At 75.6% G+C, this 12,205-nt stretch carries 13 protein-coding genes and 1 riboswitch; of the genes, 10 read left to right on the forward strand and 3 right to left on the reverse strand.

All coding sequences use genetic code 11. The annotated features are described in order from the left end of the window. Positions 1 to 56: 56 nt before the first annotated feature. The 4 genes from ACI79H_RS05775 to ACI79H_RS05790 all read left to right on the forward strand — a co-directional run bounded on the left by ACI79H_RS05775 (position 57) and on the right by ACI79H_RS05790 (position 4,399). The gene (locus ACI79H_RS05775; RefSeq protein WP_456553419.1) at positions 57 to 371 is read left to right on the forward strand and encodes a hypothetical protein; all 315 of its coding nucleotides are present in this window, start codon (positions 57 to 59) and stop codon (positions 369 to 371) included. A gap of 195 nt (positions 372 to 566) precedes the next feature. Then, a riboswitch (cyclic di-AMP (ydaO/yuaA leader) is annotated at positions 567 to 746 on the forward strand. Positions 747 to 840: 94 nt separating this feature from the next. Continuing rightward, positions 841 to 1,890, forward strand: a complete 1,050-nt coding sequence (locus ACI79H_RS05780; RefSeq protein WP_456553420.1) for an NlpC/P60 family protein — start codon at positions 841 to 843, stop codon at positions 1,888 to 1,890. Between the two features lie 119 nt (positions 1,891 to 2,009). Continuing rightward, positions 2,010 to 3,278 (forward strand): M48 family metallopeptidase, encoded by a 1,269-nt coding sequence (locus ACI79H_RS05785; protein WP_456553421.1) that lies wholly within the window; start codon positions 2,010 to 2,012, stop codon positions 3,276 to 3,278. After that, positions 3,275 to 4,399, forward strand: coding sequence for a glycosyltransferase family 4 protein (locus tag ACI79H_RS05790; protein ID WP_456553422.1), 1,125 nt, complete (start codon positions 3,275 to 3,277; stop codon positions 4,397 to 4,399). The genes ACI79H_RS05785 and ACI79H_RS05790 overlap by 4 nt, the downstream gene beginning before the upstream one ends. A gap of 47 nt (positions 4,400 to 4,446) precedes the next feature. Here the strand turns inward: ACI79H_RS05790 and ACI79H_RS05795 are convergent, their stop codons facing one another. Next, on the reverse strand, positions 4,447 to 6,240 hold the full coding sequence (locus ACI79H_RS05795; RefSeq protein ID WP_456553423.1) for an AMP-dependent synthetase/ligase: 1,794 nt from the start codon (positions 6,238 to 6,240) through the stop codon (positions 4,447 to 4,449). Positions 6,241 to 6,398: 158 nt separating this feature from the next. Between ACI79H_RS05795 and ACI79H_RS05800 the strand changes: the two genes are divergently transcribed. From ACI79H_RS05800 to ACI79H_RS05815, 4 genes are read left to right on the forward strand one after another with little or no spacing between them, the layout of a single operon-like run. Beyond that, complete coding sequence (locus ACI79H_RS05800; protein WP_456553424.1) at positions 6,399 to 6,830, forward strand: SRPBCC family protein; 432 nt, start codon at positions 6,399 to 6,401, stop codon at positions 6,828 to 6,830. 7 nt (positions 6,831 to 6,837) lie between these two features. Continuing rightward, a complete protein-coding gene (locus ACI79H_RS05805) occupies positions 6,838 to 7,989 on the forward strand; it encodes an ArsA family ATPase (protein ID WP_456553425.1) in 1,152 nt (383 codons plus the stop codon). Next, positions 7,986 to 8,318, forward strand: coding sequence for a hypothetical protein (locus ACI79H_RS05810; RefSeq protein ID WP_456553426.1), 333 nt, complete (start codon positions 7,986 to 7,988; stop codon positions 8,316 to 8,318). The genes ACI79H_RS05805 and ACI79H_RS05810 overlap by 4 nt, the downstream gene beginning before the upstream one ends. Next, a complete protein-coding gene (locus ACI79H_RS05815; protein WP_456553427.1) occupies positions 8,315 to 9,304 on the forward strand; it encodes an ROK family glucokinase in 990 nt (329 codons plus the stop codon). The genes ACI79H_RS05810 and ACI79H_RS05815 overlap by 4 nt, the downstream gene beginning before the upstream one ends. Here ACI79H_RS05815 and ACI79H_RS05820 read toward each other — a convergent pair. Together ACI79H_RS05820 and ACI79H_RS05825 are read right to left on the reverse strand one after the other, a co-directional pair. After that, positions 9,301 to 9,975 carry a hypothetical protein gene (locus ACI79H_RS05820; protein ID WP_456553428.1) on the reverse strand — a complete coding sequence of 225 codons (675 nt, stop codon included), beginning with the start codon at positions 9,973 to 9,975 and terminating at the stop codon, positions 9,301 to 9,303. The genes ACI79H_RS05815 and ACI79H_RS05820 overlap by 4 nt on opposite strands. Beyond that, positions 9,972 to 10,781 carry an alpha/beta hydrolase gene (locus tag ACI79H_RS05825; protein WP_456553429.1) on the reverse strand — a complete coding sequence of 270 codons (810 nt, stop codon included), beginning with the start codon at positions 10,779 to 10,781 and terminating at the stop codon, positions 9,972 to 9,974. Before ACI79H_RS05825 ends, ACI79H_RS05820 begins: the two co-directional genes overlap by 4 nt. Positions 10,782 to 10,899: 118 nt before the next feature. Between ACI79H_RS05825 and ACI79H_RS05830 the strand changes: the two genes are divergently transcribed. Continuing rightward, positions 10,900 to 11,658, forward strand: a complete 759-nt coding sequence (locus ACI79H_RS05830) for a lysophospholipid acyltransferase family protein (RefSeq protein WP_456553430.1) — start codon at positions 10,900 to 10,902, stop codon at positions 11,656 to 11,658. A 43-nt stretch (positions 11,659 to 11,701) separates the two neighbouring features. Next, positions 11,702 to 12,202, forward strand: a complete 501-nt coding sequence (locus ACI79H_RS05835; RefSeq protein ID WP_456553431.1) for a hypothetical protein — start codon at positions 11,702 to 11,704, stop codon at positions 12,200 to 12,202. Positions 12,203 to 12,205 lie beyond the last annotated feature (3 nt).

A 12,205-nucleotide genomic window follows, 5' to 3' on the forward strand; every position in this document is an offset into this window, starting at 1 on the left:
CCCGCGGAATTGTCGGTGGCCGTTCCTACCGTGCGGATGACTCACGGAGGAGAGACATGCTCATCGACTGCGACACCTGCACCGTCCGCGGCACCGGCTGCGGCGACTGCGTCGTCACCGTCCTGCTCGGCGCCCCGCCCGGCTGGGAAGGGGTCGACCCGGTCGTCGTGCCGATGACCGGTCGTCCGCGTCCGGCCGCCCCCGCGGCCGAGGACGTCGTCGTGCCGCCACCGGGTGTGGTGGTGGAGTTCGACGAGGTCGAGCGCCGGGCGGTCCGCGCACTGGCGGAGTACGGCCTGGTGCCCCCGCTGCGGCACCGCGGCCGTCCCGGGGCCGACGGTGGCGGGGCACCCGGCCGGCGCACCGGCTGAGGACCGCGTCACGTGGCCGGGATGACTGCGGAGGGTGCTTCTACCCCTACGCAGCGCCGATGGTCGGGAGGCGCGCGGTGCGCGGAGCGATTCTCGTCACAGGTTTACCTGCTGCCCCGGTTTGTCACGGCAACATCACGAACGTAGGGTCGTCGCGTCCGACCGGGTGGTCGTCGTCCCCCGAGGGACGGCCTCGGCCGGGCACCGCCGAATCGCCGCACGGCGTCCGCAGGGACGTCCGAGGTGAACCGGGGACCCACCGCAGTCCTGGGGTGAGTTCCCCTGCAGGGCCGGTTCGCCGGTGAGCAGGGGATAGGGCCAGTCTTCCCCGCCCGAACCCGTCAGCTAACTCGGTAGGCGGTGACGAGGAAGAAACGGAGAGCCGCCGCTCGTGGCGACCCCTCACGCCCTACCCCCGCATGCCCTCGCACCGTTCCGTCCCGACACCCCGGCCGGCCCCGTCCGCCGGGTGGGCCGCCTCCGGGCCGGCCTGCTGATCGGTGCGACCACCGCGCTGACCTTCACGATGGTCCCCGGCACGGCCTCCGCCGAGCCCGGCACGGCCACCAGCACCGCCGAGGCCGCGCAGATGGTCGCCGACGCCAGCCGGCAGCTGGAGATCGTCAGCGAGCAGCTCAACGAGGCGAAGGTCGAGCTCCAGCGCCAGCAGGCCGCCGTCGACGGCGCCGAGCAGGCCGCCTTCGAGGCCCAGCAGCAGCGCGCCGCCCTCGACGGGCGCATCCGGCAGCTGGCCCGCACCGCCTACACCAGCGGCGGCAGCTCGCTCACCCAGCTCGACGTGCTGCTGACCAGCGACTCGGCCGACGAGTTCGTCTCCCAGCTCGGCACCCTCGACGCGATCGCCGGGCGCACCAACGCCGCGGTCAGCGAGGTCGCCGAGGCCTCGACCCGCGCGGAGGACACCCGCACCGAGGCGCGCGAGGCCCGCGAGCGGGCCGAGCGGGGCGTCGCGGACATCGAGGCGCAGCAGCGCGACCTCGAGGGCAGGATCGCGGACTACCAGCGGCAGTACGACGCCCTCGACGCCGCCCAGCGGGCTGCCCTCGAGCGCGCGGAGGACGAGCAGCCGGTCCGGGCCTCGCGTGCCGAGCGCACCGCCCCGGCGCCCGCTGCCGCCGCTCCCAGCGGTGCCCCCGCGCCCAGCGGTGCCGCGCAGATCGCCGTCGACACCGCCCTCGCGCAGGTGGGTGACCGCTACGTCTGGGGCGCCGGTGGTCCCGACGCCTTCGACTGCTCGGGCCTCACGTCCTACGCCTACGCCGCCGCCGGCGTCTCGCTGCCGCACTCCAGCCGCAGCCAGTCGCAGATGGGCACGCCGGTCTCGCGGGGCGAGCTGCAGCCGGGCGACCTGATCTTCTTCTACAGCCCGGTCAGCCACGTCGGCATGTACATCGGCAACGGCCAGATGGTGCACGCGTCGACGTCGAGCCAGCCGGTCAAGGTCGCCAGCGTGGACTCGATGGGCAGCTACAACAGCGCCCGCCGCATCGCCGGCTGACGCGCACCGCCCACCGACCGAGGGCCGGTGACCTCCTGGGCGGAGGTCACCGGCCCTCGCCGTCGGCGGCCCCGGGGGGCCCCGGACCCCGCCCCTAGGATCGGCGGCGTGGAGCACCTGTGACGCCGCGCCGCGCGGCCCTGCTGGTCGCGGTGGTCCTGCTCACCGCCTTCGCCGTGGTCGTCGCCGTCACCACGCCGTGGGACGTGCTGCCGGAGCCCCCGGGCGGCGCCACCCCCGCGGACCCGACCGCCGGGCTGTCCGCCGAGCAGGTCAGCCGGGCCGAGGCCTTCGCCGCCGCTCTCCGGCCGGCCTCGCTGGCCTCGCTGCTGCTGGGGCTCGCCGTCTCGGCGGTGCTGGGGCTCACCCGGCTGGGGGCACAGCTGGTCCGGACCGCCGGCGCGCCGCTGGGCGGCCGCTGGGCCGGGCAGGTGCTGCTGGGCGTCCTTGCCCTCGCGGTCGTCGGCCGGGTGGCCACGCTGCCGCTGTCGGCCTACGGCGAGGTGGTGCGCCACCGCTACGGGCTGTCCACGCGGAGCTGGGGCCTGTGGGCCCGCGACGTCGTGGTGTCGACGGCGATCGACGCGGCGCTGACCGCGCTCGGCCTGCTGGTCCTCGTCTGGCTCGCCCGCCGGGCGCCACGCGCGTGGTGGGCGCTGGCCGCGGCGGGGGCGACCGTGCTGGTCGTCGTCGGCTCCTTCCTGTGGCCGGTGCTCATCGAGCCCGCGTTCAACTCCTTCGAGCCGATGCCGCCCGGGCAGCTGCGCACCGACCTGCTGGCGCTGGCCGAGGAGAACGGCACCCCGGTGCAGGACGTGCTGGTGTCCGACGCCTCCCGCCGGACGACGGCGCTCAACGCCTACGTGTCCGGCTTCGGGTCGACCCGGCGCATCGTCGTCTACGACACGGTCCTCGACCGGCTCCCCGACGAGCAGATCGAGGCCATCGCCGCCCACGAGCTCGGGCACGTGGCCACCGACGACGTCCTCACCGGGACGCTGCTGGGTGCCCTCGGCGGCGCGGGCGGGGTCGCCCTGCTCGGCTGGGCGCTCACCTCGCCCCGGCTGCTGCGGCGGGCCGGGGCGCAGGGCCCCGGCGACCCGGCCGTGGTGCCGCTGGCCCTGCTGCTGGTCGCGGTCGGCACGCTGGTGGCCACCCCGGTGCAGAACCTGGTCTCGCGCCAGGTCGAGGCCCGGGCCGACGTGCACGCCCTGGACCTGACCCGCGACCCGGAGGCCTTCGTCGCGATGCAGCGGGGGCTGGCCGGCACCAACCTGTCCGACCCGAGCCCGCCGGCCGCCTGGCGGTGGTGGTTCGGCTCCCACCCGACGGTGGCCGAGCGGATCGCGCTGGCCGAGGACTGGACCCGGCTGGAGCGCGAGCCGTGAGCCGGACGCTGGTGGTCACCAACGACTTCCCGCCGCGCCAGGGCGGCATCCAGACCTTCGTCGCCGCCCTGCTGGAGCGGCGCCCGCCGGACTCCCTCGTGGTGCTGGCGTCGGACTCCCCGGGGTCGGCCGAGCACGACGCCGCGCTGCCCTACCCGGTGGTCCGCCGGCCCACCGGCATGCTGCTGCCCACCCGGGCCACCGCGCGGGCGGCCGTCGACCTCGTCCAGCGGTACGGCTGCGACCGGGCCTTCTTCGGCGCCGCGGCGCCGCTCGGCCTGCTGGCCCCCACCCTGCGCGCGGCCGGGATCGGGCACCTGGTCGGCGCCACGCACGGGCACGAGACCGGGTGGGTCGCGCTGCCGGGCAGCCGGCAGCTGATGCAGCGCATCGCCGGAGGGCTCGACGTGCTGACCTACATCACGGAGTACACCCGCGACCGGCTCGCCCCGGCGCTGGAGGGGCGCACCCGGCTGGAGCAGCTCTCCCCGGGGGTGGACGTCGAGCGGTTCACGCCGGACGTCGACGGTGCGGAGGTGCGGCGGCGGCACGGGCTGGGGGAGGCGCCGGTGGTCGTCTGCGTCTCGCGGCTGGTGGCCCGCAAGGGGCAGGACGTGCTGGTCGAGGGCTGGTCGCAGGTGCTGGCCCGGCACCCGTCGGCCCGGCTGCTGCTGGTGGGCGGCGGGCCCGACGAGGCGGCCCTGCGGCGCGCGGTGGCCGCCCGGGGGCTCGAGGGCTCCGTCGTCCTCACCGGGGCGGTGGACGCCGCCGAGCTGCCGGCCCACTACGCCGCCGGCGACGTCTTCGCCATGCCCTGCCGCACGCGTCGCGCCGGGCTGGACGTCGAGGGCCTGGGCATGGTGTTCCTCGAGGCGGCGGCGTGCGGGCTGCCCGTCGTCGCCGGCACCTCGGGCGGCGCCCCCGAGGCGGTGCGGGAAGGCGTCACCGGGCACGTCGTCGACCCGCGGTCGCCCACGGCCGTGGCCGCGACGCTGGCCGACCTGCTCGACGACCCGGCGCGGGCCCGGGCGATGGGCGCCGCCGGCCGGGAGTGGGTCGAGCAGCGCTGGTCCTGGACCACCATCGCCACGACCTTCACCGAGCTGCTCGAGACGCACTGAGCCCCCTCCCCGCGGGTGCGGGGAGGGGGCTCAGGAGGCGACGGGGATCAGCGCGAGTACAGCGCCTCGACCTCGTCGCCGAACTCCTTCATGACGACGGAGCGCTTGAGCTTCAGGCTCGGGGTGAGCATCCCGTTGTCCTCGGTGAAGTCGGTGCCGAGGACGGCGAACTTCTTGATCGCCTCCGCCTGGGAGACGGCCTTGTTGGCGTCCTTCACGGCCGCGTCGATCTCCGCCTGGAGGTCGGCGTCCTCGCGCACCTGCTCGACCGTCTGGCCGGCCGGCTTGCCCTTGGACTCCAGCCACTGCGGCAGCGCCTCCTCGTCGAGGGTGATCAGCGCGGCGATGAACGGCCGCTGGTCACCGACGACGATGCACTGGCTGACCAGGCGGTGGGCGCGCAGCCGGTCCTCGAGGACGGCGGGGGCGACGTTCTTGCCGCCCGCGGTCACCAGGATCTCCTTCTTGCGGCCGGTGATCTTGAGGAAGCCGTCGGCGTCGAGCTCGCCGAGGTCGCCGGTGTGGAAGAAGCCCTCGCCGTCGATGGCCTCGGCCGTGGCGGACTCGTTGTTCCAGTAGCCGCGCATGACGATGCCGCCCTTGATGAGCACCTCGCCGTCCTCGGCGATGCGGAACGTCACGCCCGGCAGCGGCTGCCCGACGGTGCCGATGCGGATCGCCTCGTCGTGGTTGACCGACGCGGCGGCGGTGGTCTCGGTCAGGCCGTAGCCCTCGAAGACGGTGACGCCGATGCCCCGGAAGAAGTGGCCGAGCCGGTCGCCCAGCGGCGCGCCGCCGGAGATGGCACCGAGGCAGCGGCCACCCAGCGCGGCGCGCAGCTTGCCGTAGACCAGCTTGTCGAACAAGGCGTGCTGCACCTTGAGGCCGAGGCCGGGGCCGCCGGTGTCCTGGGCACGCGACCAGTCGATGGCCACCTGGGCCGCCCGGTCGAAGATCTTGCCCTTGCCGTCGCCCTCCGCCTTGGCCTTGGCCGAGTTGAAGACCTTCTCGAAGACGCGCGGCACGGCCAGCACGAACGTCGGCTTGAACTCGCCGAGGTCCTCCAGCAGGTTCTTGACGTCGGGCGTGTGGCCGATGACCGTGCGGTTCTTGATGGCGCCGACCTGCAGCACGCGGGCCAGCACGTGGGCCAGCGGGATGAACAGCAGCAGCGAGCCCTGCACGCTCATGAACCGGTCGAGCAGCGTGATGCCGTTGTCGATCTCGAACAGGAAGTTGCCGTGGGTGAGCTCGCAGCCCTTCGGCCGGCCGGTGGTGCCGCTGGTGTAGATCAGCGTCGCCAGGCTGTCGGCGGAGAGAGTGGCCCGGCGGGCGTCGAGCTCGGCGTCGGGGACGTCGCGGCCGGCCGCGGTCAGGGTGCCCAGGGCGCCGTCGTCGATGACGTGCACCGACGCGAGCGCCGGCGCCTGCGCGCGCACCGACTCGACCGCCGCGGCGTGCTCGCTGCTCTCCACCACGATGGCGGTGGCGCCCGAGTCGGACAGGATCCACGCGACCTGGTCGGCGCTGGAGGTCTCGTAGACCGGCACGACGACGCCGCCGGCGGTCCAGATGGCGTAGTCGAGGACGGTCCACTCGTAGCGCGTCTTGGCCTGCAGGGCGACGCGGTCGCCGGCGGCGACACCGGAGGCGATGAGCCCCTTGGCGACGCCGCGCACCTCCTCGCCGAACTCCGCCCACGTGACGTCGCGCCACTGGCCGTCGACGCGCCGCCGCAGGCCCACCTCGCCGCCGTGCTGGGCGACGTTCTGGACGAGCATGTCGGTCAGGGCCGCGTCGGGCGGTACCTCACTGGTCACCGGAACGCTGAACTCGCGCACGCCTGGTCCTCTCCTCCCCGGCCGCCGCGGGGGCACCGTCGCCCAGGGGTCGCTGGCCAGGATCGTCCCGGTCAATCTACCGGGCACCTCCTACCGGTGAGTAACGGAACGGGAGGGAAGCGCTCCCCGGACCACCCCCACCGGTTAGCCTGCTGCCCATGGCCGACCAGTCCACGCAGTCGATCGTCGTCGAGGCGCCCGCCGCCGACGTCATGGCGGTCATCGCCGACTTCCCCGAGTACCCGCGCTGGGTCGCCGCCGCCAAGACGGTCGAGGTGCTCGAGCAGGGCCCCGACGGGCGGGCCCGGCGGGTGCACTTCGTGCTCGACGCCGGGGCGGTCAAGGACGACTACGTCCTCGACTACACGTGGGAGGGCGACCGGCGGGTCACCTGGACCCTCGTCAAGGGCCAGATGCAGAAGCGCCAGGACGGCTCGTACACCCTCGTCGAGCGGGACGGGCGCACCGAGGTCACCTACTCGATCACCATCGACCTCTCGATCCCGATGCTCGGCATGATCAAGCGCAAGGCCGAGAAGGTCATCCTGGACACGGCTCTCAAGGAGCTCAAGAAGCGCGTCGAGGGCTGACGCCGGCGTGCACACCCTCGTCCTCACCGGCCCCGGCGGGGCCGGTGCCACCACGCTGGCCGCGGCCGCCGCGGTGCAGGCGGCCCGCTCCGGTCGCTCCACGGTCCTGCTGACCCGTCAGCCGGTCGCCGTCGACGGTCTCGCCGACGTGCCCCGCCTTGAGCTGCGCACCGTCGACGCCGGGGCGGCGGTCGAGGCGTTCTGGGCCGGGACCGTGGCGCCCGCGCTCGCGTCCCTGCCGCACGTCGCGCTGCCCCCGGCGTCGTCGGTGGCGCCGCTGCCCGGTGCCGCCGACCTCGCCCTCCTGGCCGAGCTCGGGCGGGCCCGGGCCGACCTCGTCGTCGTCGACGCGGGCCCGCCGGCCGCCGCCGCCGCGCTGCTGGCCCTGCCCGGCACCCTGCGCTGGTGGCTGGACCGGCTGCTCCCCCCGGGCGCGCGGGCGCTGGGCGCCCTCCGCTCGGCCGCCGTGGGCTCCGGCGCCGCGCGGCGCGGTCCGGTCGACGCCGCCCTGGCGGTGCTCCCGGAGCTGGACGCGCTGCTGGCCGGCGACCGGCTCTCCGACGCCTCGGGCACCGCCGTCTGCCTGGCCGCCCTCCCGCGCGCCGGCACCGCCGCATCGCTGCGCGAGCCGGCCACGGCGCTGGGCGTGCACGGCCTGCGTGCCGGCGCGGTCCTGGCCCGCGTGCTGCCGGTCGACCTCCCGGGGGAGTGGGGACGCGCCCGGAGGGCCGAGCAGGACGCCGAGCTGGCGGCGCTGGCCGAGCTGGCCCCGGTGCACCGCGTCCCCGAGACGGCGTCGGCGCCGGCGGACGTCGCCGCCGTGACCGCGCTGCTCGACGGCGTGGACCTGCCCGCGGGCGGCAGTGCGCTGCTGGCGCCGGCGACCGAACGGCTCGAGGGCAGCTGGGAGCTCGCCGTCCCGCTGCCCTTCGCCCGGCGCGGCGCCGTGGGCGTGACCCGCTGGGAGGACGACCTGGTGGTCACCGCCGCCGGCGCGCGGCGGTCGCTGCGGCTGGACCCGCTGCTGCGCCGCTGCGAGGTCACCGGCGGCCGGATGGTGGACCCCGGGAGCGCGGACGCCCGTCTCGTGGTCTCCTTCCGACCCGACCCCCAGCTCTGGCCGGCCGACCTGCTGGCCGCGGTGAGGAGAACCCCATGACCAGCGGTGCCGACTGGGTCGACTCCGCCCGCAGGCTGCTCGACGCGTTCCGCCCGCCCGCCGGCGCGGAGGCATCCGGGAGCGGCGGTGAGCACCCGGCGCACGGCTCGGACTGCCGCTGGTGCCCGGTCTGCCAGACCGCGGCGGTGCTGCGCGGCGAGCGGCCCGAGGTGTCCGCGGCCCTGGCCGACGTGCTGGCGACGACGGCGTCGGTGCTGCGCGAGCTGGCCGGCGAGCCCGGCCGCCCACCGAGCCCGCCCGCCGCGTCCCCGGGGACGCCGGACGACGACGCCGGGCCGGGGCCGGTCCAGCGGATCGACATCGCGTGACCGGACCGGATCCCGGGACCCTCGCGGCCCTCGGCATCGACATCGGTGGCACCAAGGTCGCCGGCGGGGTCGTCGCACCCGACGGCACGGTGCTGGCCACCGCCCGGCGGGCGACCCCCGGCAGCTCGGTGTCCGAGACCGAGGACGCCATCGCCGCGGTGGCCGAGGAGCTGGCCGCCGGCCACGACGGCGAGCTGGTGGGCGTGGGCATCGGCGCGGCCGGGTGGTTCGACCGGACCGGTGACACCGTGCTGTTCAGCCCGCACCTGGCCTGGCGGCACGCGTCCCTGCGCCGGGACCTCACGGCCCGCCTGCGCCGGCCGCTCTGGGTGGGCAACGACGCCGACGCCGCCGCCTGGGCGGAGTACCGCTACGGCGCGGCCCGGGGCGCCGACCTCGCGCTCATGGTCACGCTGGGCACGGGCATCGGCGGCGGGATCGTCGTGGACGGCCGGCTCCAGCGCGGCGCGCACGGCGTCGCGGGGGAGTGGGGGCACATGCGCGTCGTCCCCGACGGGCGGCTGTGCGCCTGCGGCAACCGCGGCTGCTGGGAGCAGTACGCCAGCGGCACCGCGCTGGGGCAGACCGCGCGGGAGGTGGCGACGACGTCACCGGCCGCCGCGGCGCTGCTCCTGGAGCGGGTCGACGGCGAGGCGTCCCGGCTGACCGGGGAGGACGTCGCCCGCGCGGCCTACGACGGCGACCCGCTGGCCCTGGAGCTGGTCACCGAGGTGGGCCTGTGGCTGGGCCAGGGGATCGCCGACCTCGCCGCGGTGCTGGACCCCGAGGTCGTCGTGATCGGCGGCGGCGTGAGCGTGCTGGGCGAGATGGTCCTGGGGCCGGCCCGGGAGCGGCTGGACCGGGCGCTGCCCGGCCGCGGCTTCCGTCCCGGCCCCCGCGTCGTCGCCGCCGAGCTGGGCGCGCAGGCCGGGCTCGTCGGTGCCGCCGACCTCGTGCGGCACGAGGTCACCGAAGGCCGGGTCTAGACGACCGCGCCGTCGTCGCCGTCGTGCTCGGAGCGGTCGCGCATCCGGGAGACCAGCATGGCCGCGCCGCCGGCGATGGCGGCGACGCCGAGCACCAGCCCGAGGTCGGCGGACAGGCGCAGCGTGCCGGGGGTGGCGATGAGCACCAGGCCCAGCAGGACGAGCAGCCCGGCGTACAGCGCGTGGGGTGCCGGGACCGGCACCGGCGGTGGCGCCGGGGGCTCGTAGTGCTCCTCGGGCAGGTCGAGCACCGACACCTCGTGCGGCGCGGGCGGCGGGGCGTCGGAGGGCCGCTCGTCGACCGCCGCGGCGCCGTGCTCGGCCTCGTAGGCGGCCACGATCCGCGACCACTCGGCGTCCTCGTCGAGGTCCTCGCGCACCGGCGCGGGCGCGACCGGCCGGCGCGGGTGCTCGTCCACGTGCTCCTCGACCAGCCCCCGGGCCTCGGCCTGCCGGCTGCGGTCGACGAAGAGCCGGTCCGACGGCGGGCTGGGCAGCGACACCTCGCGGGTGTAGGGCCCGACGTCGGCCGAGGGGTCGAGGTAGGCGGCGATGCCCGCGGCCTCCAGCACGTCGAGCAGGTGCTCGCCCACCCGGGGGTCGACGTCGCGCAGCGGGCTCCACGAGGTCGCCGGCAGGCCGTTGTCCCGCCGTCCCCGGCGGCCGGTCACGGCGTCGCCGTCCCGGGGTCCAGGGCGGGCGTGCGCTCGCGGATCCAGGCGGCCGAGCGGGCGAAGATCTCCGGGGCGTCGTTGTCCAGCGTGGCCACGTGGTAGCTGTCGCGCAGGACGACCTCGGTGGTGTCGGCGCTGGACACGGAGGACAGCAGCGCCTCGCTGTTGGCGGGCTCCACCACGTGGTCCTCGACGCTGTGGAACACGATCACCGGCGCGGTGACCCGCTGCAGGTCGGCGCGGGTCAGCGCCCACAGGCGGCGCAGCTGCATCATCGCCCGCGTGGGCAGCCGGTCGTAGGCCAGCTCGGTGACCCCCGGCTTCTTGATGTCGCTCGCGATCGGCGCCCAGCTCGGGGTGAGCCGGGCGATCAGCGGCAGCAGCTTGGCGTCCAGCCGCTGGGTGAACAGCGCCGGGTTCACCAGCAGCAGGCCGGCGACGTCGCCGGGACGGACCTCGGCCAGCCGGGTGGCCAGCGTGCCGCCCATCGACAACCCGGCCACGAAGACGCGGTCGCAGGTCGCGGCCAGCTCGTCGAAGGCGCGCTCCACCGCGGCGGTCCAGTGCTCCGAGGTGCTGGTGTTGCAGTCCTGCCAGCTCGTGCCGTGGCCCGGCAGCAGCGGGCAGCGGACCGTGAAGCCCTCGGCGGCCAGCGCCTCACCCCACGGCCGCATGCTCATCGGGTTGCCGGTGAAGCCGTGCACCAGCAGCACACCCGTGCGCGCGTCCGCACCCGAGCCCGGCAGGTCGAAGGGCTCGGCGCCCGGCATCACCTCGGGTGTCGGCGCGTTCGTTCCGGGCACGGGCTACTCCTGGCGGTGCGGCGGCGGAGCCGACGGGCGGGCGAGTGATCTCTCGCACGGACGGGCCGATTGTCCTCGGGCGCCGATCCTCCCTAGTCTGGCAGTCCGCGAAGGAGGCGTGTTGTTCTACTGGTTCCTCAAGTTCGTCGGCATCGGCCCCGTGGTTCGGGTGCTCTTCCGTCCGCGTGCCGAGGGAACGGAGCACGTCCCCGCCCGCGGCGCGGCCATCCTGGCGAGCAACCACCTGTCGGCGGCCGACTGGATCTTCATGCCGCTGGTGATCAAGCGCCGGGTCACCTTCCTCGCGAAGGCGGAGTACTTCACCGGCTCCGGCGTGAAGGGGTTCCTGCAGCGGGCCTTCTTCTCCGGCGCCGGCCAGGTGCCCATCGACCGCACCAGCGCCTCGGCCGCCGAGGACGCCATCCAGACCGGCCTGCGCATCCTGCGCGGTGGGCAGATGCTCGGCATCTACCCCGAGGGCACCCGCTCCCCGGACGGCCGGCTGTTCCGCGGCAAGATCGGCGTCGCCCGCATGGCGCTGCAGACCGGTGTCCCGGTCGTCCCGGTGGCCATGTGCTACTCGCACGTGAAGCTGCCGTTCGGGCGGAAGATCATGCGGGTCACGGTGCGCTTCGGGGAGCCGCTGGACTTCTCCCGCTACGAGGGCCTGGCCGGTGACCGCTTCGTCGAGCGCTCCATCACCGACGAGATCATGTACGAGATCATGACGCTGTCGGGCCAGGAGTACGTCGACGTCTACGGCGCGACGGTCAAGAAGTCGATGACGGCGGGGTCGAGCGCCGCCGACGCCGTCGCCACCCTGCAGCCCCCGGCCGCCGAGGCGGCCGACCGGGCACCGACGTCCCTGGCCGGCTGACCCCGGCGCGGGTCCGGTCGCCTGCCTGGCTAGCGTGCCGGCGGTGACCTCCTCCCGCCGCTCCGCGTCCTTCCTCCTCGCCGGCTCCCTGGCCGGGCTGCTCGTCCTCGCCGGCTGCGGCTCGGACGACGACCCGGCGGCCGCCTCCGCGTCCGGCGCCAGCAGTACTGCGGAGTCCGCGCAGGAGTCCCCGCAGGAGGCGCCCGAGGACGAGCCGATCACCGAGGGCGACACCTGCGCGCAGGCCGAGGAGCTCGGCGCGACCGGTGCGAGCTGGGGCCCGGTGCAGGCCTGGCTGCCGAAGGCCGACCTGCTGGCCGAGCTCGACGGCAAGCTGGCGCCCATGCAGGACGACGTCGTGCCGCCGGGCGACCACGCCGAGGCGTGGGCCGCGCAGAAGGGCTACCTCGAGGCGCTGCAGGCCGCGGCCGAGCAGCTGCCCGAGGGCGGGCGCTTGTCCGACCCCGCGCTGATCGCACCCGCCGACGACGTGACGGCGGCGCAGACGGAGCTGACCGACTGGTGGTTCGCCACCTGCCGGTGACCC

Source organism: Blastococcus sp. SYSU D01042 (assembly GCF_054050515.1).